Here is a 25,803-nt window from a genome sequence, read left to right on the forward strand (position 1 = left end):
TCGACATCGGATCGCCCGAGTGCGGGCCTCGACTATCCCGGCAGGCAGACATGGACATCACCAGCGAGAACGAACTCGGGCGCCCGCCCTTCGATGCGACCCGATTGGACCGGCTGATGGAGGAGGCAGACCTCGACGTTCTCCTCGTCACGTCGAAGCACGCCATCCAGTACCTCCTCGGCGGCTATCGTTACTTCTTCTACGACTACATGGATGCTCACGGCCTCAGCCGATACCTGCCGTTCTTCGTCTATGTCCGCGGCCGGATCGATCTGGCGGCCTATGTCGGCAGCCCGATGGAGGTCTACGAGCAGGAGCACGGCAAGTTCTGGGTGTCCTCGCTCAGCTTCGACAACATGACGACGAAGCGATCGGCCGCGTCCGCGGCCGAGCATCTGCGGGCGGCGGGGCGCACCGGAGGCCGGATCGGCGTCGAGGTCGGGTTCCTGCCGGTCGACGCCTACCGCGTTCTCGAGGCGGCGCTGCCCGACGCCGCCATCGTCGACGCGACCTTCACGCTCGAGCTGCTGCGGGCGATCAAGTCGCCGCGTGAGCTGGGGATACTGCGCGCCGCCTCGGAAAAGGTGATCGATTCCATCCTGGCGGTCTTCGCCGGCCATGGACCGGGCGTCACCAAGCGCGCGCTCGTCGACGCGCTGCGGCGGGAGGAACAGGCCCGGGGCCTGACGTTCGAATATGCCCTCGTCACCATGGGCCGGAGCTTCAACCGCGCCCCGTCGGACCAGGTCTGGCAGAAGGGCGACGTGCTGGCGCTCGACTCCGGCGGGAACGAGCGCGGCTATATCGGCGATCTCTGCCGCATGGGCGTGCTGGGCGAGCCCGACCGGGAGCTCGAGGATTTGCTCGGGGAGGTCGAGGCGATCCAGCAGGCCGCCCGACGACCGATCCGACCCGGCGCGCTCGGCCGCGAGATCTACGTCGAACCGGAAGCCCTCGTCGCGCGCTCCGCCCATCGCGAGGCGTTGAGCTTCGTGGCCCATGGCATGGGCATCGTCAGCCACGAGGCGCCGTGGCTGACCGACCGCTGCTCGGTGCCCTATCCCGCCTACCACGCCGGCCGGCCGCTCGAAGCGGGCATGGTGATCTCGATCGAGACGACGCTGCTGCACCCGCGCCGGGGTTTCATCAAGCTCGAGGACACGGTGGCCGTCACCGCCGAGGCGTGGGAGGCCTATGGCGACCATGGCCGCGGCTGGAACCGCGGCCTGGCTTGAGCGCCGGGCGGGAGCCGGGCACGGGGACAGAGGCTGGAGAGGAACGCATGATCCGTTTCGGCCTGGTGGGGCTCGGCCGGATCGGCGCGATCCATGCCCGCAACATCGACGCCCATCCCCGCGCCGTCCTCGCTGCCGTATCGGATCCGGACGCAGCCCGTGCGGCGCGCGTCGCCGAGAAGACGGGGTGCCGGGCGAGCGGCCTGGAGGAGCTGCTGTCCGACGACACCATCGACGCGGTCGTCATCGCCTCGCCGACCGTCCACCATGCCGGGCAGGCAATCGCCGCCGCCCGTGCCGGCAAGGCGGTGCTGTGTGAGAAGCCGCTGTCCCTGGACCTCGACTCGGCCAAAGCGTGCGCCGCGGCCGTCGCCGCGTGCGGCACGCCGTTCATGATCGCCCTCAACAAGCGATTCGATCCGACGGTGGTGGATCTCGCGGCGCGGCTGAGACGCGGCGCGATCGGACGAGTCGAGCTGATCAGCCTGATCGGCAAGGACCCGGAACCGCCACCCGATGGGTTCATCCCGACATCGGGAGGTCTCTTCCGCGACATGATGATCCACGACATCGACCTGGCGCTCTTCCTGGCCGGCGAGCCGCCCGTGGAGATCTGGGCGACCGGCGCGGTGCATGTCTCGGACGCCTTCACACGGGCGAACGACTTCGACACCGCGGCGGTGATCATGAAGACCCGCTCGGGCGTGATCATGACGCAAACCCTGTCGCGCCGGACCACCTTCGGCTTCGACCAGCGCATCGAGGTCCATGGCTCGGAAGGGTTGCTGCGGACCGGCAACCATCCGGTCGGCCATGTCGAGCAATGGGGCCGGGCCGGCATTGTCGGGCCGACGTTCGAGCACTCCTTCCTGGAGCGCTACGCCGCCTCCTATGCGGCGGAGCTCGATGCCTTCGTGACGTGCCTGGAGGAGAAGCGGCCGCCCATGCTGAATGCGGCGCACGCCGTTGCCATCCAGGCCATCGCCGATGCGATCACGGACGCGGCCCGGTCGGGCGCGCCGGGACGCGTCCGCTTCGAGACCTGACGCGCCGGCGTGGGCGATCTCCCGCCTAACCGTCCATCAGCGTGCCCACGTGCACCGCGGTCGATCCGGCCAGCGCCGTGAGGTCGTAGCCGCCCTCCAGCACCGAGACCAGGCGCCCGCGTGCCGTCTTCTCGGCCGCCGCCATCAGCTGCTCGGTGGCCCAGGCATAGTCGGCCTCGACCAGGTTGAGGTTGGCCAGGGGATCGCGCCGATGCGCGTCGAAGCCGGCCGAGACGATGACGAGGTCGGGCGCGAAGGCCAGGAGCCGCGGCAGCACCACCGCCTCCATGGCGGCGCGGAAGGCTTCGCCGCCGTCGCCGGCCCTGAGCGGCGCGTTGACGATGGTGCCGGCTTCGCCCGTCTCGCTGCGGGCGCCGGTGCCGGGATAGAGCGGCATCTCGTGGGTCGAGGCGTAGAGCACGCTCGGATCGGTCCAGAAGATCGCCTGGGTGCCGTTGCCGTGATGCACGTCGAAATCCATGATCGCCACGCGCTCCAGCCCGTGGGCGGCCTGGGCGTGGCGGGCGGCGATGGCGGCATTGTTGAAGAAGCAGAAGCCCATGGCGCGTGCCGGCTCGGCATGGTGGCCGGGCGGGCGGGAGGCGGAGAAGGCGTTCTTCGCCCGGCCGGCCATGACCGTGTCGACCGCCAGCATGGCGCCGCCCGCCGCGTGCAGGGCGGCGGCGAAGGTGCCGGGCGACATCGCCGTGTCGGAATCGATGGCGACGAAGCCCTCGTCGTCGTGCGGGTTGAGCCGGCGCAGCGCCTCGACATGGGCGCGGGGATGGCAGCGGATGATCGCCTCGAGCGGCGCCTCGGGCGCCTCCAGCCGCAGGAGATCGTCGAAGGCGGGGTCCGCCAGGGTCTGCTCCACCGCCAGGATGCGGTCGATCCGCTCGGGATGCCCGCGCGGGGTCTCGTGCCTGGTATAGGCGGGGTGGGAGACGAGCAGCGTGGTCATGCGGAATCCTGCGCTGGCATCGGGCTCGTGGACGACTTGCCGCCGCAGCGGCCAACGGCGGATCGGATCGGCCCGGACGGGCGCCCGAGCCGCGCGGCTCACCCGGCGTCCATGCCCTCGCCGAGGACGACGCCCGGCGGCGGCACGCTGTCGTCGGGCACGAAGAAATCGGGCGCCAGCATCTGGCTCGGATCGACCCGGTACTGCTCGAAGTCGGTAACGCCTTCGCGTGCCAGAAATGTGTCGTCGATCAGAAAGTTCCCGGAGAAGGCCGCGGGCTTGCCGAAGATGCGCCAGGCCGCGTCGGCGATGATCTCGGGCTTGCGCGAGCGGCGCATCAGCGCTTCGCCCCCGAGGACGTTCCGGATCGCCGCCGTGGCGATGGTGGTGCGCGGCCACAGCGCGTTGACCGCGACCTTGCCGCGCAATTCGCCGGCCAGGCCCAGCACCACCAGGCTCATGCCGAACTTGGCCATGGAATAGGCGGTGTGCGGCGCGAACCACTTTTCCTGCATGTCGAGCGGCGGCGACAGCATCAGGATGTGCGGGTTGGGCGCGGCGAGGAGATGGGGGATCGCCAGCTTGGAGACCAGGAAGGTGCCGCGCGCATTGATCTGGTGCATCAGGTCGAAGCGCTTCATCTCGGTGTCGGCCGCCTTGGTCATCGAGATGGCGGAGGCGTTGTTGACCACGATGTCGATGCCGCCGAAGGCCTGCGCCGTCTGGTCCAGGGCCTTCTTGACGGTCTCCTCGTCGCGCACGTCGACCACCAGCGGCAGCGCCCTGCCGCCCGCCCGCTCGATCGCCTCGGCGGCGGAATGGATCGTGCCCTCGAGCTTGGGGTGCGGCGTGTCGGTCTTGGCGGCGATGGCGATGTTGGCGCCGTCCCTGGCCGCCCGGAGGGCGATGGCGAGGCCGATCCCCCGCGAGGCGCCGGTGATGAACAGGGTCTTGTGGGCGAGCGACATGGCGGATCCGCGATGGTGGTGCTGAGGCTTCTTACACGAAAGGCTGGGCGTCGGCGCGGCTCAGGCAGCCGCGCCGAACCCCGCCCCAAGCGCATCCGCCCCCTCCATCACGCTGGCGGCCAGGCCCGTGGCGCCGGCGGCGATCTGGCCGGCGAAGAAGCGGGCGGTGTCGACGCGCAGGGTATGGGCGGCGTCCTCCGCCCCCTCCGCCTGGGCCCGCGCCGCGGCTTCGGCCTCGCGCGCCAGGGCGACGCCGCCGGCCGCCACGGCGAACAGCCGGAGATAGGGCGTGGCGCTGGCGAGCGCGTCGGCCGGGCGGGAGCTCGCCGCGTGCAGCATCCACTCCGTCGTGCTCTCCAGCGCGTCGACCGCCGAGGCCAGCGGCCGCAGCACCGCGGCGGAGAGATGGTTGGTGCGGGCGATGGTCGCCAGCGACTGGCGCAGCTCGCCGATGGTCCGGCGCACCACCGCGCCGTCCTCCAGCGACAGCTTGCGCATGGCAAGGTCGATCGCCTGGATGCCGTTGGTGCCTTCGTAGATGGCGGTGATGCGGGCATCGCGCATCCATTGCGCCGCGCCGGTCTCCTCGATGAAGCCGGCGCCGCCGTGCACCTGCACGCCGAGCGAGGCGACCTCGTTGGCGATGTCGGTGGCGAAGGCCTTGGCCACCGGCGTGAGCAGCGCGGCCCGATGCTGCGCCGCCTGCCGGGCCGCCTCGTCCGCGCCGGTGCGCGCCCGGTCGAGCGCCTCGGCCACCTGGTAGCACAGGCCCCGCGCCGCCACGGTCTTGGCCCGCATCTCCAGCAGCATGCGCCGCACGTCGGGATGCTCGACGATCGGGCTCATGCCCTCGCCGGTCCAGCCCGGCGCCTTGCCCTGGCGCCGCTCGCGCGCATAGGACAAGGCCTGCTGATAGGCGCCCTCGGCCGCGGCCACGCCCTGCAGGCCGACCTGCAGGCGCGCGTTGTTCATCATCGTGAACATGCAGGCGAGGCCCTTGTGCTCCTCGCCGATCAGCCAGCCGGTGGCCCCGCCCTTGTCGCCATAGGTCATGGTGCAGGTCGGCGAGCCGTGGATGCCGAGCTTGCGCTCGACGCCGGCGCAGGCGACGTCGTTGCGCTCGCCGAGGCTCCCGTCCTCGTTCACCAGGAGCTTCGGCACCAGGAACAGCGAGATGCCGCGCGTGCCGGCCGGCGCATCCGGCAGGCGGGCCAGCACGAGGTGGACGATGTTGTCGGTGAGGTCATGCTCGCCATAGGTGATGAAGATCTTGGTGCCGGTGATCCGGTAGCTGCCGTCCTCCCGGCGCTCGGCGCGGGCGCGCAGCGCCCCGAGGTCGGAGCCCGCCTGCGGCTCGGTGAGGTTCATCGTGCCGGTCCATGTTCCCTTGACCAGCTTGTCCAGATAGGTCTTGCGCAGCGTCTCGGAAGCGTGCGTCGTCAGCGCCTCCACCGCGCCCATGGTCAGGAGCGGCGCCAGGCCGAAGGCGAGGGAGGCGCCGTTCCACATCTCCGCGCAGGCGGCGTTGAGCAGCAGCGGCAGGCCCTGGCCGCCGAGCTCGGCCGGGGCGGCGAGGGCGTTCCAACCGCCTTCGGTCCAGGCCTCGTAGGCCTCGCGCCAGCCGGGCGCGGTCGTGACCTTGCCGTCCGCGAACGTCACCCCCGCCGTGTCCCCGACGCGGCGCAGCGGCGCGAGCTTGTCGGTGGCGAAGCGCCCGGCCTCCTCCAGGATGGCATCGACCGTGTCGGCGCTCGCATCCGGGAACAGCCCGTCCGCGGCCAGGGCGTCGAGGCCGGCGACATGGCGCAGGGAGAAGGCGATGTCGGCGATGGGCGCGCGATAGCTCATGGCGGTTCCGTTTCGAGTCGGGCGAAAGATCGGCGCGACCTTGGCGGAATGCGGGCGCGGGAGCAATCGTCCGATGCAGTTTCGCGCCACCGCGACCCCGCGCCTCTTGACGGGCCGGCCGGGCAGGCGCAATGGGCGCCATGGACGGCAGGATCGAGACGAGGGGGCGCGGCGTCGGCCGGCCGGCATCGCTGCGCGGCACCGCGCCGGCGTGCATTGCGGCAGGGCGTCGGGGACCCCTCCCATGACGCTCCACCTCGACGCCGCGCCCGCGGCCATCGCCCGCGCGGCGGCGATCCTGGCCGAGGGCGGCCTCGTCGCCTTTCCCACCGAGACCGTCTACGGCCTCGGCGCCGACGCCACCAACGGCCGCGCCGTGGCCGGCATCTATGCCGCCAAGGGCCGGCCGAGCTTCAACCCGCTCATCGCCCATGTCACCGGGCTCGAGGCGGCGCGGCGCCATGGCCTGTTCTCCGCCGATGCGCAGCGGCTGGCGCGCGCCTTCTGGCCCGGCCCGCTGACCCTGGTGGTGCCGAAGGCGCCGGGCTCGATCGTCAGCGACATCGCCACCGCCGGGCTCGACAGCCTGGCGCTGCGCGTGCCGTCCCACCCCGTCGCCCGCGCCATCCTGGCCGCGGTCGATCGGCCGGTGGCCGCGCCCTCGGCCAACCGCTCCGGCCATGTCAGCCCGACCGCCGCCGCCCATGTCGCCGCCGACCTCGACGGCCGCATCGACGCCATCGTCGACGGCGGCCCGACCGATGTCGGCGTCGAATCCACCATCCTCGCCTGCCTGGATGGCCGTGTCGCCCTGCTGCGCCCGGGCGGGGTGACGCGCGCCGCGATCGAAGCCGTGCTCGGCCACCCGCTGGCGGAAGGCCCGGAGGGTGCGGCGGAGGCGGAGAACGACGCGCCGCTCGCCCCCGGCATGCTGGCTTCGCACTATGCGCCGCGGGCGCGGGTTCGGCTCGACGCCCGCACGGTGCGTCCCGGAGAGGCCTGGCTCGGCTTCGGCCCCGCCGCCCCCGAAGGCACGCCGGCGGTTGCCCGCAACCTCAGCCCCTCCGGCGATCTCGCAGAGGCGGCCGCCAACCTGTTCGGCATGCTGCGCGCGCTCGACCTCGCCGGCACCGCCACCATCGCCGTCGCCGCCATCCCGGCCGAGGGCCTGGGCGAGGCGATCCGCGACCGCCTGGCCCGGGCGGCGGCGCAGCGATAGGGGCGGCGCCGGCGTGCGGCTCATCCGCGCCGGCTTCCGGTTGCATTCGCTGTTGAACATAACGGGAACATCGCTATGATCCGCCGGCCAACCGGAGAGACCGACGCCATGAACCGCATCCGCACCGCCTGTCTTCTCGTTTGCCTGCTCGTCCCCGCCGGCCCGGTGCTGGCCGCGGAGGAGGGCGGCTGCTCCGCCTTCAAATGGCCGCTCGCCCGCGAGCAGGCGTGGCTGGCGGCGGCCCATCCCTCGGTCTCGTCGGGCGACTCGACGCCGAAGCCCGAGGGCGCGCTGACGCTCAAGCTGCAGCCCGTCGACAAGGTGTCCTTCGATCCCGCGCCGGACCGCAAGCCCGCCGCCGGCAGCTTCGGCGCCACCCTCGCCATCGGCGACGTCGGCCAGGACGGCATCTACCAGGTGACGCTGTCGGACGAAGCCTGGGTCGACGTGGTGCAGGACGGCGTCAAGGTGAAGTCGAGCGCCTTCAGCGGCCAGAAGAACTGCCCGGGCCTGCGCAAGAGCGTGCGCTTCAAGCTGAAGGCCGGACCGGCGGTCCTGCAGATCAGCGGGGCCAAGGCCGAGCAGATCAACGTGGCGGTCGGCCCGGCGACCTGAGCCGCGGTCGCCGGCATGGGCTCGGCGGCGCTCCCGGCGCCGTCGGCGGCGCGTCGATCCGCCGTCCCGGCGTTTCGAGACTAGCCAAGCCGCCGGCATCGTCATATTGCTTCGTACATTCCGATAGCCCGATGGAATGTCCGGAGCCGCAGGGTCGGCGCGGGCGTGCCTTGGGGGGGAAGGCACGAGGAGGAGCCGATGTCGCACGATCTGCAGTTCTACATTGACGGGGCCTGGGTGGACCCGATCGCTCCGAGCGTGCTCGACGTGATCGATCCGTCGAACGAGGACGCCTTCGCCCGCATCTCGCTCGGCTCCAAGGCCGACGTCGACAAGGCGGTGGCGGCGGCCCGGCGGGCCTTCGCCACGTTCGGCTTCACCAGCCGGGCCGAGCGGCTGGAACTGCTGCGCCGCATCGTCGAGGTCTACAAGAAGCGGCGCCACGACCTCGCCCTCGCCGTGTCGCGCGAGATGGGCGCCCCGCGCCAGTTCGCCCTGGAGAGCCAGGTCGGCATCGGCCTCGCTCATCTGGAAAAGATCGTCCAGGTGCTGGAGAGCTTCGAGTTCGAGCACGTCAAGGGCTCCTCGCTGGTGGTCAAGGAGCCGATCGGCGTGGTCGGCCTGATCACGCCCTGGAACTGGCCGCTGAACCAGATCACCTGCAAGGTCGGTCCGGCGCTCGCCGCCGGCTGCACCATGGTGCTGAAGCCGAGCGAGATCGCGCCGCTCGACGCGATCATCTTCGCCGAGATCCTCGACGAGGCGGGCGTGCCCAAGGGCGTGTTCAACCTCGTCAACGGCGACGGGCCGACCGTCGGCCAGGCGCTCGCCAGCCATCCCGATGTCGACATGATGTCCTTCACCGGCTCGACCCGGGCCGGCATCCTGGTGGCCAAGGCTGCCGCCGACACGGTCAAGCGCGTCCACCAGGAGCTCGGCGGCAAGTCGGCCAACATCCTGTTCCCGGACGTCGACCTCGCCGTCGCCGTGCGCAAGGGCGTGGCGGGCTGCTTCGGCAACAGCGGCCAGTCCTGCAACGCGCCGACGCGCATGTTCGTGCCGCGCGACCGGCACGACGAGGCGGCGGAGCATGCCAAGGCCGCGGCCGAGACCTATGTCGTCGGCGCGGCCGACGCTTCGGGCACCAATCTCGGGCCCGTGGTCAGCCAGATCCAGTACGACAAGATCCAGGACCTGATCGAGAGCGGCATCGCCGAGGGCGCGCGGCTGGTGACGGGCGGGCCGGGCCGGCCGGCCGACCTCAACCGCGGCTATTACGTCCGCCCCACCGTCTTTGCCGACGTCAGGCCGGACATGCGCATCGCCCGCGAGGAGATCTTCGGGCCGGTGCTGTCGATCCTGCCCTATGACAGCGTCGAGCAGGCGGTCGATCAGGCCAACGACACCGTCTACGGCCTGGCCTCCTACATCCAGACCAAGGATATCCGCAAGGCGCGGGACGTGGCGGCCCGCATGCGCACCGGCAACGTGCACATCAACTATCCCGCCTGGGACGCCGGCATGCCGTTCGGCGGCTACAAGCAGTCGGGCAACGGCCGCGAATATGCCGAATACGGCCTGGAGGACTTCCTGGAGATCAAGGGCATCCTCGGCTACGACGCCGCCTGAGGCCGTGGGCCTCCTGCAGGGCCGCCGCCCGGCGGTCCTGGACAGCTGGGCTCCCCGTTCGGGAGCCCTTTTGCCGGGCGGCGAGGCCCGGCGATCCCAGCCTCCGGCCTGCCCGTCCGCGCCGGGGCCGCGGCAGCCCGTCACGGAAATTTGCCCTAGGCAGGGCCGCCTCATCGCGATATTCATTCGAATATAACGATTAACGGAGGAGGCACCCGACATGACGATTGCGATCCGCAGGCCGGCCCTGGGCTCGGCCGCCACGGCCTTCATGGCCAAGAAGCATCAGATGCTGATCGACGGGAAATGGGTCGACGCCCGCAGCGGCGAGACCTTCTCGGTGGAGGATCCAGCCACCAACGAGATCATCGCCCACGTGCCGGCCGGCGACAAGGCCGACATCGACCTCGCCGTGGCGGCCGCCCGCCGCGCCTTCGAGACCGGCCCCTGGTCGCGGATCTCGCCGAAGGACCGCCAGCGCCTGGTCTGGTCGCTCGGCGACCTCCTGGAGCGGCACGCCGACGAGCTGGCCGAGCTCGAGGCCCTCGACAACGGCAAGCCGGTGACCAATGCCCGCCGCGACGACGTGCAGGGCTCGATCGACATGTTCCGCTACATGGCGGGCTGGGCGACCCGGCTGAACGGCGAGCAGATCCAGGTCTCCACCCCCGGCAACTGGCACGTCTACAGCCTGCGCGAGCCGGTCGGCGTGGTCGGCCAGATCATTCCGTGGAACTTCCCGCTGATGATGGCGGCCTGGAAGCTGGCGCCGGCGCTGGCGGCGGGCTGCACCATCGTGCTCAAGCCGGCCGAGCAGACGCCTCTCTCGGCGCTGCGGGTGGGCGAGCTGGTCACCGAGGCGGGCTTCCCCGACGGCGTGCTCAACATCGTCACCGGCTTCGGCGAGACCGCGGGCGCGGCGCTGTCCCTGCACCCCGACGTCGACAAGGTCGCCTTCACCGGCTCCACCGAGGTCGGCAAGATCATCGTCCGGGCCGCTGCCGGCAACCTCAAGCGCGTGTCGCTGGAGCTCGGCGGCAAGTCGCCCGCCATCGTCTTCCCCGACGCCGACCTCGATCTGGCCGTCGCCGGCACGGCGAGCGCCATCTTCTACAACCAGGGCCAGTGCTGCACCGCCGGCTCGCGCCTCTTCGCCCACAAGTCGGTCTATGACCGGATCGTCGAGGGCGTCGCCGCCGAGGCCGGCAAGCTCAAGCTCGGCCACGGCCTCGACCCCAGCGTCACCCTCGGGCCGCTCGTCTCCCAGGAGCAGCACACCCGCGTCACCGGCTTCCTCGACTCCGGCCGCCAGGAAGGCGCCGAGATCGTGACCGGCGGCAAGGTCCATGGCAACCAGGGCTATTTCGTCGAGCCGACGGTGCTGGCGCAGACCAACCGCACCATGCGCGTGGTCCGCGAGGAGATCTTCGGGCCGGTCGTCTGCGTCCAGTCCTTCGACGACGACGACCTCGACGCCGTGGCCAGGTTCGCCAACGACACCGAGTACGGCCTGTCCTCGAGCGTGTGGACGCGCAACCTGAAGGTGGCGCACACCATGGCCCGCAAGATCCGGGCCGGCACCGTGTGCATCAACACCCACAATTACGGCGATCCCGCCTGGCCCTTCGGCGGCTACAAGCAGTCCGGCTGGGGCCGCGAGATGGGCAAGGAAGTGATGGAGCACTACACCGAGACCAAGGCGGTCGCGGCCAGGCTCTGAGCCGGCGTCGTCCCATTAGTCTCGACGCGATGGCCGGGGCGCGCCCCGGCCATTTCCTCGTCGAGAGGGTGGGTCCCACGCGGCGGGCGTGCCGGCCGGGCGCCCTGAAAGCCGGTTGTCGTTTTCCTCGAATGGACGCACGATATGGAATCGTTCCAGTGGACCGATCCATGTCGACACGTGTCACGTTGCGCCTCGATTTCGACGAGGACCGCCGCCTCGGTCCCGGCAAGATCGCGCTGCTGGAGGCGATCCACCGGCACGGTTCCATCGCTGCGGCCGGCCGCGAGTTCGGCATGGCATATCGGCGCGCCTGGCTGCTCACCGACGAGCTCAACCGCATGTTCGCCCAGCCCCTGGTGCACGCCAGGGGTGGCGGCAAGAACGGCGGCGGCGCCGAGCTGACCGACCTCGGCAGCAAGGTCGTCACCCTCTATCGCGAGGCCGAGACCAAGGTCCGCGCGAGCGCCTCGAGCGAGATCGAGCGTCTGGAGCACTGCCTGTCCCTGCTGGCGCCTTCCGAGGCGGCCGGTGGCACCTGACGGATCGTCAGGTGTCGGTTGCCTCCCGGTCGCGGCCATGCCATGGTCGCCGCTATATCCAACAAGGTATTACGGAATGTCCATGATCAGGGTCAGTCGCCGCTGGATCTCCGCGGCTTTCGTCGCGCTGGCGCTCACCGCTCCGGCGCGGGCGGCCGAGACCGTGACGGTGTTCGCTGCGGCGAGCCTCAAGAACGCCCTCGACGACGCCGCTGCCGCGTTCAAGACCAAGACCGGCATCGAGATCAAGGCGAGCTATGCCGCTTCCTCAGCCCTGGTGAAGCAGATCGAGCAGGGCGCTCCGGCAGACCTCTTCGCTTCCGCCGACACCAACTGGATGGACTATGCCGACAAGCACGGCCTGATCCAGCAGCAGAGCCGCATCCATCTCCTCGGCAACGCGCTGGTGGTGATCGCGCCGAAGGATTCCAAGGTCGAGAGCCTGCCGCTGACGACCGCCGATTTCGACAAGGCCCTCGGCGACGGCAAATGGGCGACGGGCACCGTGACCAGCGTGCCCTGCGGCATCTACGCCAAGCAATCCCTGACCAAGCTCGGCATGTGGTCGGCGGCAGAGCCGAAGCTCGCCCAGACCGACAATGTCCGCGCCGCCCTGCAATTCGTCTCGCGCGGCGAGGCGGCGCTCGGTGTCGTCTATCAGACCGACGCCAACGCCGACCCGGGCGTGAAGGTGGTGGCGACCTTTCCGGAAGACACGCACGAGCCGATCGTCTATCCCTTTGCCCTGACGAAGGAGGCGAAGGGCGAGGCCCCGGGCAAGTTCCTCGCCTTCCTCGCCAGCGACGAGGCCAAGCCGTTCTTCGAGAAGCAGGGCTTCGTCCTCCTGAAGCGTTGATTCGAGGAGAGAACGGTGAAGCTGAGCGCGCGCAACCAGATCAAGGGCACCATCAAGTCCGTCACCAAGGGCCAGACCACGGCGCATGTGCAGCTCGAGGTCAACGGCACCGTCATCACCGCCTCGATCACCAACGAGGCGGTGGATGCGCTGAACCTCAAGGTCGGCCAGAGCGCCTATGCCGTGATCAAGGCCTCCGACGTGATGGTCGCGATCGACTGAGCATGGTGCGGCTGAACGAGATCCGCGCCGGCGAGGTCGCGGTCGAGCCGCCGGCGCCGACCGATGCGGGGCTGGTCTTCATCGGCCGCATCCGCACGCCCTGGAGCTCGCGGCTCGACTGCCCGCGCCAGGGCCGCATCGACGGCCCGACCTGCCGCATCGAGATCTTCCAGCCCTGGGTCCCGGCGCTGGCCGGGATCCAGGCGTTCGGCCGTCTGGAGGTGCTCTACTGGCTGCACGAGTCGCGCCGCGATCTCGTGCGCCAGAGCCCCGCGAATGACGGCACGACCCGCGGCACCTTCGCCCTGCGCTCGCCGGTGCGCCCGAACCCGATCGGCACCTCCTTGGTCGGCCTCGTCGCCGTCGACGGCGCCACGCTCCTGGTGCGCGGCCTCGACTGCCTCGACGGCACGCCGCTGATCGACCTCAAGCCCGACCGCAGCCTCTTCACCCCGCTCGCCCCACCGCAGCCCGGCGACTTCGAGGTGGGGGACGCCGTCTGACGGCGACCCTTGGGAGGACGCCAATGCCGATGAAGAGTCCTCCGCACCCCGGCAGCCTCGTCAAGGACGAGCTGGAGGCCATGGGTCTCTCCGTTGCCGAGGCGGCGCAGGGATTGGGCGTCACGCGACAGCAACTCTACAAGGTCATCAAGGGCGACAGCGCCGTCAGTCCAGATATGGCCCTGCGGCTCGAAAAGGCGATCGGCGGTACGGCGGCCGCTTGGCTGCGGATGCAGACGGCATTCGACCTCGCGCAAGTCCGCCAACGCGAAGCCGAGATCGTCGTGACGCGGCTCGTCCCCAAGGTCGCCTGAGGCCGTCTCGCGCCGCCAATGGGTTCCACCACGGCGGGCGGTATCGAGGTGGGTGGCGCCGCCCCCGTCGTGAGTTCTGCACTCTCCGCCTGACCCAAGCGGGGGCTATGACGGCCCGACGGGGTAGCGGTGTCCCGTCGCCAGCCGGTGGAAGGCGATGCCGAGGGCGACGATGGCTGCGGCGCCCGCGAGCACCGGCACGAACAGGAACGGCCAGGAGGCGCCGGCCAGAACGACCACGATCGGATCCGCGCCCGCGGGTGGATGGGTGGTGCCGCTCAGCAGCATCGCGGCGATGGCGAGCCCGACGCCGAGGCCGAAGGCGAGCGGCGTCGCCCCGAGCAGGGCGAAGGCGGCAAGGCCCACCGCGGTCGAGACCAGATGCCCGCCGATGACGTTGCGCGGTTGCGCCAGCGGGCTCTGCGGCAGGGCGAACACCAGGACGGAGCTCGCGCCGAACGGGGCGATCAGGAGGAGGATGCCCGAAGCCTGCGTCGTCGCCGCCAGCAGGGTGACGGCCAGGAAGCCGCCGGTGCCGGCGAGGGCGGCGTTGGCCAGGGCCCGGCGCGAGACCGCCAGGCCGAGGCGCGCGGCGAACGGGCGGGCGGCGGAGCCGGCGCCCTCGTCCGAGGTCATGATGACATTCCTTTCCGGGGCGCGAGGCCGGCGCCGTCGGTGCCGGCCTCCGGGCGTCAGACCGCCTTCTTGAACTTCGCCGCCTCCTCCGAGCCCCCGGTGGCGTTGCCGGCGCTGTAGGAGCGCGCGCCGACGCCGGCGAGCTTGCCGCCGTCGACGATCAGGTATTCGTCCCGGATCGGCCGGCCCTCGAACCAGCATTCCAGGATCTCGCGGGTCCCGGCGGCATAGCGCGCCTGCGCCGAGAGCGAGGTGCCGGAGATGTGCGGCGTCATGCCGTGATGCGGCATGCTGCGCCAGGGATGGTCGGCCGGCGGCGGCTGCGGGAACCAGACGTCGCCGGCATAGCCGGCGAGCTGGCCGTCCTCCAGCGCCTTGGCCACGGCGGTGCGGTCGCAGATCTTGCCGCGCGCCGTGTTCACGAGATAGGCGCCGCGCTTCATCCTGGCGAGCATCCCGGCGTCGAACAGGTTCTCGGTCTCCGGGTGCAGCGGGCAATTGATGGTGACGACGTCGCAGACCTCGACCATGTCCTCCACCGTCGGGTGCCAGGTGAGGTTCAGCTCCTTCTCCACTGCCTCCGGCAGGCGATGCCGGTCGAAATAATGCAGGTGCATGTCGAAGGGCTTCAGCCGGCGCAGGACGGCGAGGCCGATGCGGCCGGCGGCGACCGTCCCGACATGCATGCCCTCGACGTCGTAGGAGCGGGCGACGCAATCGGCGATGTTCCAGCCGCCCTTCACCACCCATTGGTAGGAGGGGATGTAGTTGCGCACCAGCCCGAGGATCATCATCACCACGTGCTCGGAGACGCTGATCGAGTTGCAGAACGTCACCTCGGCGACGGTGATGCCGCGGTCGATGGCGGCCTGCAGGTCGACATGGTCGGAACCGATGCCGGCGGTCAGCGCCAGCTTCAGCTTCGGTGCCCTGGCGATGCGCTCGGCGGTGAGGTAGGCCGGCCAGAACGGCTGCGAGATCACCACCTCGGCGTCGTGCAGTTCCCGTTCGAGCACCGAATCCGGCCCGTCCTTGCTCGACGTCACCACCAGCGTGTGACCGTTGGCCTCCAGATATTGGCGCAGGCCGAGCTCGCCGGAGACGCTGCCGAGCAGCGCGCCGGGCTGGAAGTCGAGTCCCCTGGGCGTCGGCAGGGTCTGGCCGTCGGGATAGCGCTCGATCCTCGGCAGATCATCGCGCGCATAGGTCTTCGGATAGCCGTCGACCGGATCGTCGTACAGAACACAAACGACCTTCGCCATGTCCTCTCCGTCCTTCTCTGAGCTGTGAAAGGAGGAACGTCGACGGCTCTGCGCGCAGCAAAGGTCCGCGGTCGCGCCGATGCGGCACGATGCTTCGAGGCTGCCCTGATGGACGATCGGCCCTGGATGTTCCCCGCCCGATGAGCCTGCGGAATCTTCGGATCCGCCTTGCCTCATCGAACGGATGCAGCTTGTCGTCTCCCGAGGGCGAAATCCAATGAAAGTCTTGGAAGAGCTGATAGCCGGCGTCGATCAGGCGCCGACGCGGGCCGCGGTGAAGGCGGCCTCGATGTCGGCGGTCAGCGCCGCGGCCATCAGCGCATCCGCCATGGGGGAGCGGGGGTGGCGATCGGAGAGGACGAGGCCGATCGACTGGCTGTGGACGGGATCGATCAGGCGGACGGCGGTGAGGTCCGGGGCGCCGCCGAAGACGTGGAAGAACGTGTGCGGCACGATGCTGGTCCAGGTGCCCAGGCGCAGGTGCGAGCCGATGCCGAGGAAGGAGTTGCTGACCACCGCCGGGCGGATCCGGACGCCGACCGACCGCGCCACCTTGTCGATGATGCGGCGGTTCTGCATGTCCTCGCTGAGCAGGCAGAGCGGCTGTGCCGCCGCCTCGCGCCAGCCGAGCGTGACCCGTCCCGCCAGCGGGTGGTCGCGGCGCGCGACGAAGACGTAGCGCTCGCGGTACAGCGGCACGCGGCGGACGCGCTCCAGCGGCTCGTTCTCCAGATAGGTCAGGCCGCCGTCGAGCTCGAAGGCGTCGAGGCCCTGCTGGATGGCGCGCGAGGTCATCGAGCGGATGTCCACCGTCGCGCCCGGATGTGCCGCGCAGAAGCGCGCCGTCAGGAAGGCCACCGACGGCATCGCCGCCGGGATGACCCCGAGACGGAGGACGCCGGTCAGGCCCTGGCGCGCGCCGGTGAGGTCGTCGCGCAGGTTGTCGTAGTCGGTGAGGATTTGCCGGCCCCAGGCGAGCACCTTCTCGCCCTCGGCGGTGAGCCCGACGAAGCGATGATCGCGGACCACGAGCCGGGCATCCAGGTCCTCCTCCAGCTTGCGGATCGCGGCCGACAGGGTCGGCTGGGCGACGTTGCAGGCCAAGGCCGCCTTGGCGAAGTGACGCTCGCGCGCCAGGGTGACGAAATAGGAGAGGTGGCGGATGAGCATGCAGAGCCGACGGTCGGGCCGATCGCTATTCCCTTTAGAATATAGCGCATAGCATCTTTCATGGGACGGCGCATCCGCCCGCTCGCTCCCGCGCCGCGTCCCATCGAAGCCGATGCCTATCCCGCCAGCGGCCCGGGAATCGCTTCGGCGGCCCGGCGCTCGAGCTCGGCCTCGTGCCGGCGGAAGAACATCGAGCCGGCGACGACGGCGATGGCGGCGGCGGCGAGGAGCGCCAGGCCGACCGGGCCGGCCACCCGCTTCACCGTTTCACCGAAGAGATAGGCGCCACCCCCGAACAGGCTGGCCCAGGCGAGGCCTCCCAGCGCGTTCATCAGCAGGAAATGCGGCCAAGGCATCCGGTTGGCGCCCGCCAGCACCGCAGCGAAGGCCCGCAGGAAGGCGACGAAGCGGCCGAAGAACACGATCTTGCCGCCGTGGCGCCGGAACAGATATTGCCCGATCCTGAGCCGCGCCTCGGTGAGATGGAGGTGGTGGCCGTAGCGCACGAGCAGGCGCACCCCGACGAGGCGCCCGATGGCATAGCCCAGATTGTCGCCGACGATCGCTGCCGCAGCCGCCACGGCCACGACGGAGCCGATGCCGAGGCGATGGGTCGTCCCCGCGAAGATCGCGGCCCCCACCAGGGCCGTCTCGCCCGGCATGGGCACGCCCATGCTCTCCAGCATCACCACGGCGAACAGGAGCCAGAGCCCGTAGGCGGGGATCAGGTCGACGATGGAGCCGGGCGACAGGACGTCCATGCCGATCCTGCGGATTTGCCGGACGGCCGACGGGCCGCCCTCACGGCATCATGCCATGCCGGCGGCAGCCCGGCGAGCGCGCCGGGCGGGCGGCGGTGCCGGCTCGTGTCCCTGGGACAGGTCTTCGAGGATCGGGCAATGCGGCCGGCCGTCGCCGTGGCAATGGGCGGCGAGATGGCGCAGCGTCCGCGCCATCTCCTGCAGCGCCCGCATCTTGGCCTCCAGCTCGCCGACATGCGCCAGGGCGATGCGCTTGACATCGGCGCTGGCCCGCGAGCGGTCGCTCCACAGCTTCAGGAGCTCCGCCATCTGCTCGACGGAGAAGCCGAGGTCGCGGGCGCGTCGGATGAAGCGCAGCGTGTGCACGTCGCTGTCCGCATAGACCCGGTATCCCGCCGCGGTGCGGGCGGCGCCCGGCATCAGCCCGATCGACTCGTAGTAGCGGATCATCTTGGCCGAGACGCCGGAGGCCTTCGCCGCTTCGCCGATGTTCATGACCGTCTTCCCTCCCGCTCGCTCTCAGGCCGTCGCGCGGAAGCGGTTCAGCCGCAGCGCATTGGCGACGACGAACACGCTCGACAGCGCCATCGCGCCGGCTGCCAGCATCGGCGAGAGCAGCATGCCGTCGACGGGATAGAGCACGCCGGCCGCCACCGGGATCAGCGCCGCGTTGTAGGCGAAGGCCCAGAACAGGTTCTGGTGGATGTTGCGCATGGCGGCGTGCGACAGGGCGACGGCGTTGGCGACGCCGGCGAGCTCCCCGGACATCAGCACGACATCGGCGCTCTCGATGGCGATGTCGGTGCCGGTGCCGATGGCGATGCCGACATCGGCGGCAGCCAGCGCCGGGGCGTCGTTGATGCCGTCGCCGACGAAGGCGACGCGCCGACCGCCGGCCGCGAGCCGGCGCACCGCCTCGACCTTGCCCTCGGGCAGCACCTCGGCCTCGACCGTGCCGATGCCGAGCCGGCGGGCGATCGCCTCGGCGGTGCGGCGATTGTCGCCCGTGACCATCGCGACCTCCAGGCCGAGCGCCCGCAGCGCCGCGATCGCCGTCGGCGCGCCGGGCTTGATCGGGTCGGCGACGGCGAGGATGGCGGCGAGGCGGCCGTCGACGGCCACGTAGAGCGGCGACTTGCCATCGCCGCCGAGCCGGGCGGCCTCGGCGGCGAAGGGCGCGACGTCGATGCCGAGCCGCCGCATATAGCGGTCGGCGCCGACCGCCACCCGCCGCCCGTCGACGAGGCCGGCGGCGCCGTGGCCCGGCACGGCCTCGAATTGATCCACGGATGCGGCCGCGGCGCCGCGCCGTGCCGCCGCCCGCAGGATCGCCTCGGCCAGGGGGTGCTCGGAACGCGCTTCCACCGCGGCGGCGAGGCCGAGCACCGCGTCCTCGGCAAAGCCTTCGGCGGCGACGAGATCGGTCAGCTCCGGGCGGCCCGCCGTCAGCGTGCCGGTCTTGTCGAAGGCGACGATACCGGCTTCGCGCAGCGTCTGCAGCGCGTCGCCCTTGCGCAGGAGCACGCCCATGGCCGCCGCCCGGCCTGTCGCCACCATGATCGAGGTCGGCGTCGCCAGGCCCATGGCGCAGGGGCAGGCGATGATCAGCACCGCGACCGCATTGACCAGGGCGAAGCTCAGCGCCGGGCTCGGCCCGAAGGCGAGCCAGGTAGCGAAGGTCAGCGCCGCGGCGGCGATCACCGCCGGCACGAACCACATCGTCACCTTGTCGACCAGCGCCTGGATCGGCAGCTTGGCGCCCTGCGCCGTCTCGACCATGCGGATGATCCGGGCCAGCACCGTCTCGGCGCCTACCCCGGTGGCGCGGAAGGTGAAGCTGCCGGTCCGGTTGAGCGTGCCGCCCACCACGGCGGCGCCGATGCTCTTCGCCACCGGCAGGGGCTCGCCGGTGAGCATCGCCTCGTCGACGGTGGAGGCACCTTCGACCACCTCGCCGTCGACCGCGATCGTCTCGCCCGGGCGCACCAGCACGAGGTCGCCGACCGCGACCTCGCCGATCGGCAGCTCCAGGCTCTGCCCGTCGCGCTGCACCCGGGCGGTCCGGGGCCTCAGGCCGGCCAGCTTGCGGATCGCCTCGCTCGTCCGCCCCTTGGCGCGGGCCTCGAGCGTGCGGCCGAGCAGGATCAGCGTGACGATCACCGCCGCCGCCTCGTAGTAGACATTCGCCGTGCCGGCGGGCAGGGCGCCGGGTGCCAGCGTCGCCACCAGCGAGAAGGCCCAGGCCGCGCCGGCGCCGATGGCGACCAGGGCGTTCATGTCGGGCGCGCCGCGCAGCAGCGCCGGAATGCCGGCGCGGAAGAAGCGCAGGCCCGGCCCGAACAGCACGATCGTGCTCAGCACCAGCTGCGCATACCAGTTCCAGGGGCCGGCGGTCATGGCCAGCCAGTGGTGGAAGGCCGGGACGAGGTGGGCGCTCATCTCGACGGCGAAGATCGGCAGCGTCAGCACGGCGGCGAGCACGAGGCTGCGCTCCAGCCCGTTGAGCTCGGCGGCACGCGCCTGCTGCTCCCGGTCCGGCTCGTCCTGGGCGGCGGGGCGGCGCGCGGCGTAGCCCGCCGCCGCGACGGCGCGCTCCAGGGCGCCGGGCGGCACGGCGCCGGCGACGAAGCGCACGCTGGCCCGGCCCGTGGCGAGGTTGGCGCTCGCCGCCGTCACCCCCGGCACGCCCTTCAACGCCTTCTCGATGCGGCCGACGCACGAGGCGCAGCTCATGCCCTCGACGGTAAGCTCGGCCGTCTCCTCGCGGGCGGCATAGCCGGCACTCTCGATCGCCGCCACCGCGGCGGGCACGTCCGCCGGGCCGGCGAAGCTGACATCGGCACGCCCGGTCGCCAGGTTGACCGAGGCCGAGGCGACGCCTGGCGCGGCGGCGAGCGCCTTCTCGACACGGCGCACGCAGGAGGCGCAGGTCATGCCCTCGATGGCGATCTGCAGCGGCGGCGCCGCCGGAGCGGTCCGCGGGCGGTCTGTCGCAAGGGCTGTGGTCATGGCGCAGGATCCCGTTCGGTTCGACTGCAGAGATAGGTAGGGCTTCCCATCATGGGAAGGTCAAGGGCCGACTTGCGGACGGTGCGGCGGGCGGGTTGCCGTCATCGCACGGGATCCTCGACGTCATGGACGGGCTCGTCCCGTCCATCCACGCGAACGCGACAGTGGCAATATCCCCCCATCACGGCCGGCGCTCTTCTCTCGGCTCCTTGTGTTCGCTACGAAATCGAACGATTTCGTCGGGATGGGCGGATCAAGTCCGCCCATGACGGTCGCGGTTGGTGTGTCCGTCGCGCGCGCTCCTTCGTCGTGGCTGGAGTCTCATCGGCCCGCCCGTCATGGCTGCATAGGTTTGTCTATGGTTGTATAGACAAGCTGTGCCCGCGAGCCGCGTCGCTGCCGAAAGCCCTTGACCTTCCAACCGTTGGAAGGCCTACGACTCGCTCGACAGCGTTCGAGGAGAAGACAGATGCTGAAGCTGAAGGTTCCGGAGATGAGCTGCGGCCATTGCGCGGCCACCATCGAGAAGGCGGTCAGGAGCGTCGATCCCGCGGCGCGGCTGGCCATCGACGTCGGCGCGCAGACCGTCACGGTCGAGACGCGGGCCGAGCCGGCCGCAGTTCGCGAGGCGATCCGCTCCGCCGGCTACGAGACCGAGGCGCTGGCCGCCTGAAGCCGGCGCGTCACTTGAAGCGTTCGCAGAAGGTCGGGGCCGCGCCGGCGCCCGAGGGCGGACGCCCCAGCGAGCGCCACCAGCGCTCCAGGCTCTCGCGCCGCGGCTGCAGCCGCACCGCGAGGCCCTGCGTCGTCGCCAGCCAGTCGGGAAACAACGCCTCGGGCACGGCGATCACCACGGGAATGTCGCGCTCGATCGCCTCGGCCAGGACGTCGGTGAGCCCGGCCCCGGCTGCTTCCTGCGATCCCCAGCGGTTGAGCGCGACGAGATCGGGCTGCCGCTTCAGCGCCTCGATGAGCCGGACGCCGATGCCCTGCAGGGCCGTGCCGCAAGCCGCGGCCGGCTCCCGGTCGGGACGGCGGTCGTCGTCGGGGATCAGGCGGAGGTCGACCGAGCCGTCGAAGCCGGATCGGGCCGGCGCCCGCTGCTGCACCACGCCGACGGCGTCGTAGCCGAGGCCGAGCAGCCCGCGGACGAAGGCCTGCAGCAGCGGGTCAGGCGCATCGCCAGGGGCGTAGACCATGGCGGCCACGTCGCATTCGCCGTGAAATCGCGGACCCCCGGTCATGACAGCGCCTCAGGGCTGTGCCGGCAGGCCGATCGCCGCGAAGCCAAAGCGCGCCAGCGTCGCCTGGCCCTCGGGCGAGAGGATCGCCAGGGCGAGCCCGACCGCGGCCGGCCTGTCCAGCGCCGTGATCGCCAGGCCGTATTCGGGGCCGGTGGCATAGGCGTCGGGCACCGGGATCGCCGCGATGCCGGGCGTGTCCTTGCGCCGCTGCTCGGCCCCGCTGCAATAGCCCATCATCACATTGATCGTGCCCTTGGCGAAGGCGGCGGCGATCGGGTTGGGGTTGGCCGGATCGGGCGCGGCGCTGCCGCCGACGATCCTCTGCGCCTTGGCGTCGAGCGTCGCGAAAGCGCCGGGGCGCGCCTTGTCGATCAGGCGGAACATCGCCCAGGTATAGTCGCCGCCGGGATCGGCCTTGGGGGTCGAGGTGCCGAGCTTCACCGCCGGATCGGCCAGGCGCTCGGCGAAGTTGGCCGCCGTCAGCCCGGCCTCGGGCGTGGCGAAGGCGCAGAGGCGGTTGCGCGTGAACATCACCACGGCGGCGGCCCGCCCGTCGCGGCGCAGCTTCAGGGCGTGGCCTATGTCGGCCGAGGCGAAGAGATCGACCTTGTCGCCGGCCTCGATCTTGTCGCGCATCAGGCCGGAAGGGCCGAAGGCGGTGCTGACATGGACGCCGGTCCTGGCGCCGTAGTCGGCGGCGATCGCCGTGAGGGCATCGGTGAGGCTGCCGGCGCCGTAGAGCACCACGTCCTCGGCGCGCGCCTGGGCGGTGAAGACGAGAAGCAGCAGGCCGGCGAGAAGGCGGGTCATGGCGTGGTGCTCGTGCGTCAGAGGGCCTGCAGCGTCTGCGACAGCGCGCCGCCGCCGGCGAGGGCGGCGAGGAAGCTGGCGAGGCTGGCGCTGCGCAGCGGCACGAACGGCTTGCCGGCCTCGCGGCAGACCTTCTTCACCTGGCCGGCGGCGGTGTGGCTGATGCAGTCCACGGGAAAGAAGGCGGCCTGCGCGCGGGCGACCAGCCCGGGCAGCAGCGCGGCATTGTCCTCCATGCCGCCGTCATGGGCGAGCAGCGCCCCGCCGCGCGCGGCGACGAGCGCCTGCATCTGGTCGACCACCCGGGGGCGGCCGCCGACATAGAGCAGCGTGCGGCCGTCGAGGTCCGCGACGGCGCCCGCCGTCGCCTCGGCGGCGGGGAGCAGGGCTTCCAGCGCCGCGATCTCCGCCTGCAGCCCGGCCTCGCGGGCTTCGAGCGCGGCGGCGTGCCGTTCGGCCTCCCCAGCCTGGGCCTCGGCGGCCTGCAGGCGGGCGGCCAGGGTGGCGGCGCGGGCTCGTTCCGTCTCGAGCCGCTGATGGGTCGCGGCGGCCGCCCCGGCGTCTGCGGCCGGGGGCGGCGCCTGCATCTCGCGCCGGCCGAGCTCGGCTTCCAGGCTCTCGACCTTGCGCAGCAGCGCTTCGCGCGCCTCGGCGGCGGCCTGGAGGCGCTGCTCCTGCCGGGCGATCTTCTCGTCGCGTTCGCCGATCTCGCGCTCCAGCCGACTGAGGCGCGCGAGGTCGAGCCGGTTGGACGAGCCGATCATGTGCGAGAGCATGTGCACCTCGCCGAACACCTCCTGCACCAGCGCCCGGTCGGTGGCGGGGTGGGTGAGCACGGCCCAATAGGCGCCGGGGATCTCGCCCTGATCGAGCGCCTGGCGCCAGAGCGCCCGCACCGCGTCCACCGTTCCAGCCTTGGCGAAGCGCCGGATTGCCGCGTCATGGCGCTTGTCCAGCGCCTTGTGCAGCATCTTGCCGGCGAGGTCGTGCCGGCCGGCGGCGGTGACGCCGCGCCCGTGCAGGGCATGATCGGTCGCGGTCCTGGCATCGGCCTGGCCGAGGCGGACGAACACCTGGCGCAGCTCCGCGGCGGTGAGGCAGGTGCCGACGATCGAGCAGTGCAGGTTGGCGGCGATGTCCCAGATCCTGCAGCGGCGCTTGCCCTCGGCATCGGTGGCGACGAGCGGCGGGGCGGTCCAGGGCAGGACCGGCGCCGCGACGTCGCTGCGGGGGCTGGAGCGGTCCAGGATCGAGAGGCCCGGCATGTCGTGCTCGCGCGTTATATTCGAATAAATATAACGCTAGCGCGCATCGACGCGGGGGACAAGGCCGCAACGAAAAAGCCCCCGCCGGTGGCGGGGGCTTGCTGAAGGTCGTGGGGGCAGCCGAAGCTCACATGCCGATGGCGGCTTCCGGCTTCACGAACGGCAGGCCATGCGCCTCGGCGACCGGCTGGCAGGTCACCCGGCCCTCGCAGACATTGAGGCCGTTACGCAGATGCGCGTCCTGGCCGAGGGCCTTGCGCCAGCCCTTGTCGGCCAGCGCCACGGCGAAGGGCAGCGTGACGTTGTTGAGGGCGAAGGTGGAGGTGCGCGCCACGGCGCCGGGCATGTTGGCGACGCAGTAATGCACCACGCCGTCGACCACATAGGTGGGATGCGAATGAGTGGTGGCCTTCGAGGTCTCGACGCAGCCGCCCTGGTCGATGGCGACGTCGACGATCACCGAGCCCGTCTTCATCGTGCGCACCATGGCGTGGCTGACCAGCTTGGGCGCCGCCGCGCCCGGCACCAGCACGGTGCCGATCAGGAGGTCGGCGCGCTTGACCAGCTCCTCGATGGCCGAGCGGGTCGAGAACACGGTGGAGATCGAGGTGCCGAACTGGGTGGCGAGGCGCTTCAGCGCCTCGGCCGAGCGGTCCACCACCGTCACCTTGGCACCCATGCCCACGGCGATGGTCGCCGCATGCGTGCCGGAGACGCCGCCGCCGAGCACGACCACCTCGGCCGCCGGCACGCCGGGCACGCCGCCGAGCAGCACGCCGCGTCCGCCCTGCGCCTTCTCCAGGCTGTGGGCGCCGACCTGCGGGGCGAGGCGCCCGGCGACTTCCGACATCGGGGTGAGCAGGGGCAGGGCGCCGCTGGCGGAGGTCACGGTCTCGTAGGCGATGCAGACGGCGCCGGACTCGACGAGGTCGTGGGTCTGCGCCGCGTCGGGCGCCAGGTGCAGATAGGTGAACAGGATCTGGCCCTTGTTCAGCTTCTTGCGCTCGGCCGCCAGCGGCTCCTTCACCTTCACGATCATCTCGGCGTCGGCGAAGATGCCGTCGGCGCCCTCGACGATGGTCGCGCCGGCATTGGCGTAGTCGGCGTCGGTGAGCCCGGCGCCGAGGCCGGCGCCCGCCTGCACCAGCACCCGGTGGCCGTGGTGCACCAGCTCCTGCACCGACGACGGGATGAGGCCGACGCGGAATTCGTTGTCCTTGATCTCCTTCGGCACGCCGATGAGCATGGCTCTGTCCTCTCGATGGGGTGGCACGAGCGGCCTTGCCGGCCGCTTCCGATGTTCCGCATGATAGCCCCGAAGACGCGCAATTTCCCGTCGATCCTGTTGCGGATCTCGCCCGCCGTTGGCATTCTGTGCAATCATATCGAGCAAGGATCGAATATTATGCCATTGCCGCCTTATGGGCTGGAGCGATGATCCCGCAACCCTCCCTCGACGACCGCGACCGCGCCATCCTGCGCCTCCTGCAGGAGGACGGGCGGCTGACCAATGTCGACCTCGCCGAGCGGGTCAACCTGTCGCCCTCGGCCTGCCTGCGCCGGGTGAAGCTCCTGGAGGAGCGCGGCCTGATCGCCCGCTACGTCATGCTGCTCGACGAGAAGGCAGCAGGCCTGCCCGGCGTCGCCTTCGTGCTGGTCACCCTCGACCAGCAGGGCCGCGCCGCGCTCGACGCCTTCGAAGCGGCGATCCAGCGCCATCCCGAAGTGTCGGAGTGCTGCCTGCTCGCCGGCGCCGCCGACTACATGGTGCGCGTCGTCTATGCCGACGCCGCCGATTTCGAGCGCATCCACACCGACGTGCTCACCCAGCTTCCCGGCGTGGTGCGCGTCCAGTCGACCCTGGCGCTGCGCACGGTCAAGAAGACCACGGCGCTGCCGGTGTGACGGGCAGGCGACGGGGCGCTTGCCGCATCGTGAGAGCGGGCGGCGCTCAGGGCGGACTCCTCA

26 protein-coding genes are annotated in these 25,803 nt (G+C 71.1%); 13 read left to right on the forward strand and 13 right to left on the reverse strand.

What is annotated here, in order from left to right:
• Window positions 1-50: 50 nt before the first annotated feature.
• Complete coding sequence (locus tag QO011_RS18060; protein WP_307274707.1) at window positions 51-1,235, forward strand: M24 family metallopeptidase; 1,185 nt, start codon at window positions 51-53, stop codon at window positions 1,233-1,235.
• A 47-nt stretch (window positions 1,236-1,282) separates the two neighbouring features.
• A complete protein-coding gene (locus QO011_RS18065) occupies window positions 1,283-2,281 on the forward strand; it encodes a Gfo/Idh/MocA family oxidoreductase (RefSeq protein ID WP_307274709.1) in 999 nt (332 codons plus the stop codon).
• A gap of 25 nt (window positions 2,282-2,306) precedes the next feature.
• On the opposite strand, the gene QO011_RS18070 is transcribed toward QO011_RS18065, so the two are convergent.
• The 3 genes from QO011_RS18070 to QO011_RS18080 all read right to left on the reverse strand — a co-directional run bounded on the left by QO011_RS18070 (window position 2,307) and on the right by QO011_RS18080 (window position 6,058).
• Complete coding sequence (locus QO011_RS18070; RefSeq protein WP_307274711.1) at window positions 2,307-3,242, reverse strand: histone deacetylase family protein; 936 nt, start codon at window positions 3,240-3,242, stop codon at window positions 2,307-2,309.
• 98 nt (window positions 3,243-3,340) lie between these two features.
• Entirely contained in the window at window positions 3,341-4,210 is an 870-nt protein-coding gene (locus tag QO011_RS18075; protein ID WP_307274713.1) for an SDR family oxidoreductase, read from the reverse strand.
• A gap of 60 nt (window positions 4,211-4,270) precedes the next feature.
• Window positions 4,271-6,058 carry an acyl-CoA dehydrogenase family protein gene (locus QO011_RS18080; RefSeq protein WP_307274715.1) on the reverse strand — a complete coding sequence of 596 codons (1,788 nt, stop codon included), beginning with the start codon at window positions 6,056-6,058 and terminating at the stop codon, window positions 4,271-4,273.
• Between the two features lie 244 nt (window positions 6,059-6,302).
• Between QO011_RS18080 and QO011_RS18085 the strand changes: the two genes are divergently transcribed.
• The 9 genes from QO011_RS18085 (at window position 6,303) to QO011_RS18125 (ending at window position 13,678) form a co-directional block, all read left to right on the forward strand.
• Window positions 6,303-7,277, forward strand: coding sequence for an L-threonylcarbamoyladenylate synthase (locus QO011_RS18085; RefSeq protein ID WP_307274717.1), 975 nt, complete (start codon window positions 6,303-6,305; stop codon window positions 7,275-7,277).
• A gap of 108 nt (window positions 7,278-7,385) precedes the next feature.
• A complete protein-coding gene (locus QO011_RS18090) occupies window positions 7,386-7,892 on the forward strand; it encodes a hypothetical protein (RefSeq protein ID WP_307274719.1) in 507 nt (168 codons plus the stop codon).
• Window positions 7,893-8,090: 198 nt separating this feature from the next.
• Window positions 8,091-9,521: an aldehyde dehydrogenase family protein gene (locus QO011_RS18095; RefSeq protein ID WP_307274721.1), complete on the forward strand. Its 1,431-nt coding sequence runs from the start codon at window positions 8,091-8,093 to the stop codon at window positions 9,519-9,521.
• 271 nt (window positions 9,522-9,792) lie between these two features.
• Window positions 9,793-11,241, forward strand: a complete 1,449-nt coding sequence (locus tag QO011_RS18100) for an aldehyde dehydrogenase family protein (RefSeq protein WP_307274945.1) — start codon at window positions 9,793-9,795, stop codon at window positions 11,239-11,241.
• Window positions 11,242-11,411: 170 nt separating this feature from the next.
• Window positions 11,412-11,783, forward strand: a complete 372-nt coding sequence (locus tag QO011_RS18105) for a winged helix-turn-helix domain-containing protein (RefSeq protein ID WP_307274723.1) — start codon at window positions 11,412-11,414, stop codon at window positions 11,781-11,783.
• An 82-nt stretch (window positions 11,784-11,865) separates the two neighbouring features.
• Window positions 11,866-12,639, forward strand: coding sequence for a molybdate ABC transporter substrate-binding protein (gene modA / locus QO011_RS18110; protein ID WP_307274725.1), 774 nt, complete (start codon window positions 11,866-11,868; stop codon window positions 12,637-12,639).
• A 15-nt stretch (window positions 12,640-12,654) separates the two neighbouring features.
• Entirely contained in the window at window positions 12,655-12,861 is a 207-nt protein-coding gene (locus QO011_RS18115) for a TOBE domain-containing protein (protein ID WP_307274727.1), read from the forward strand.
• A gap of 2 nt (window positions 12,862-12,863) precedes the next feature.
• A complete protein-coding gene (gene tsaA, locus QO011_RS18120; protein WP_307274729.1) occupies window positions 12,864-13,364 on the forward strand; it encodes a tRNA (N6-threonylcarbamoyladenosine(37)-N6)-methyltransferase TrmO in 501 nt (166 codons plus the stop codon).
• Window positions 13,365-13,387: 23 nt separating this feature from the next.
• Window positions 13,388-13,678 carry a HigA family addiction module antitoxin gene (locus QO011_RS18125; protein WP_307274731.1) on the forward strand — a complete coding sequence of 97 codons (291 nt, stop codon included), beginning with the start codon at window positions 13,388-13,390 and terminating at the stop codon, window positions 13,676-13,678.
• Window positions 13,679-13,783: 105 nt separating this feature from the next.
• Here the strand turns inward: QO011_RS18125 and QO011_RS18130 are convergent, their stop codons facing one another.
• From QO011_RS18130 to QO011_RS18155, 6 genes are all read right to left on the reverse strand, one after another.
• Entirely contained in the window at window positions 13,784-14,314 is a 531-nt protein-coding gene (locus QO011_RS18130) for an HPP family protein (RefSeq protein WP_307274732.1), read from the reverse strand.
• Window positions 14,315-14,370: 56 nt separating this feature from the next.
• Window positions 14,371-15,576, reverse strand: coding sequence for an NAD-dependent formate dehydrogenase (locus tag QO011_RS18135; protein WP_307274734.1), 1,206 nt, complete (start codon window positions 15,574-15,576; stop codon window positions 14,371-14,373).
• Between the two features lie 252 nt (window positions 15,577-15,828).
• Complete coding sequence (locus QO011_RS18140) at window positions 15,829-16,746, reverse strand: LysR family transcriptional regulator (RefSeq protein WP_307274736.1); 918 nt, start codon at window positions 16,744-16,746, stop codon at window positions 15,829-15,831.
• Between the two features lie 116 nt (window positions 16,747-16,862).
• Window positions 16,863-17,507, reverse strand: coding sequence for a DedA family protein (locus QO011_RS18145; protein ID WP_307274738.1), 645 nt, complete (start codon window positions 17,505-17,507; stop codon window positions 16,863-16,865).
• A gap of 48 nt (window positions 17,508-17,555) precedes the next feature.
• On the reverse strand, window positions 17,556-18,002 hold the full coding sequence (gene cueR / locus QO011_RS18150; protein WP_307274739.1) for a Cu(I)-responsive transcriptional regulator: 447 nt from the start codon (window positions 18,000-18,002) through the stop codon (window positions 17,556-17,558).
• A 24-nt stretch (window positions 18,003-18,026) separates the two neighbouring features.
• Window positions 18,027-20,516 (reverse strand): heavy metal translocating P-type ATPase, encoded by a 2,490-nt coding sequence (locus tag QO011_RS18155; RefSeq protein ID WP_307274740.1) that lies wholly within the window; start codon window positions 20,514-20,516, stop codon window positions 18,027-18,029.
• Window positions 20,517-20,985: 469 nt separating this feature from the next.
• Between QO011_RS18155 and QO011_RS18160 the strand changes: the two genes are divergently transcribed.
• Window positions 20,986-21,189, forward strand: a complete 204-nt coding sequence (locus QO011_RS18160) for a heavy-metal-associated domain-containing protein (RefSeq protein ID WP_307274742.1) — start codon at window positions 20,986-20,988, stop codon at window positions 21,187-21,189.
• A 10-nt stretch (window positions 21,190-21,199) separates the two neighbouring features.
• Here QO011_RS18160 and QO011_RS18165 read toward each other — a convergent pair whose 3' ends face one another.
• From QO011_RS18165 to ald, 4 genes are all read right to left on the reverse strand, one after another.
• Window positions 21,200-21,760 (reverse strand): DUF2478 domain-containing protein, encoded by a 561-nt coding sequence (locus QO011_RS18165; protein ID WP_307274744.1) that lies wholly within the window; start codon window positions 21,758-21,760, stop codon window positions 21,200-21,202.
• 9 nt (window positions 21,761-21,769) lie between these two features.
• Window positions 21,770-22,570 carry a substrate-binding domain-containing protein gene (locus QO011_RS18170; RefSeq protein WP_307274745.1) on the reverse strand — a complete coding sequence of 267 codons (801 nt, stop codon included), beginning with the start codon at window positions 22,568-22,570 and terminating at the stop codon, window positions 21,770-21,772.
• Between the two features lie 17 nt (window positions 22,571-22,587).
• Window positions 22,588-23,835, reverse strand: coding sequence for a DUF2325 domain-containing protein (locus tag QO011_RS18175; protein ID WP_307274747.1), 1,248 nt, complete (start codon window positions 23,833-23,835; stop codon window positions 22,588-22,590).
• 127 nt (window positions 23,836-23,962) lie between these two features.
• Window positions 23,963-25,081 carry an alanine dehydrogenase gene (gene ald, locus QO011_RS18180; RefSeq protein WP_307274750.1) on the reverse strand — a complete coding sequence of 373 codons (1,119 nt, stop codon included), beginning with the start codon at window positions 25,079-25,081 and terminating at the stop codon, window positions 23,963-23,965.
• Window positions 25,082-25,269: 188 nt separating this feature from the next.
• Between ald and QO011_RS18185 the strand changes: the two genes are divergently transcribed.
• Window positions 25,270-25,740, forward strand: coding sequence for an Lrp/AsnC family transcriptional regulator (locus QO011_RS18185; RefSeq protein WP_307274752.1), 471 nt, complete (start codon window positions 25,270-25,272; stop codon window positions 25,738-25,740).
• Window positions 25,741-25,803: the final 63 nt, after the last annotated feature.

This window comes from Labrys wisconsinensis (assembly GCF_030814995.1).
Classification (GTDB): domain Bacteria; phylum Pseudomonadota; class Alphaproteobacteria; order Rhizobiales; family Labraceae; genus Labrys; species Labrys wisconsinensis.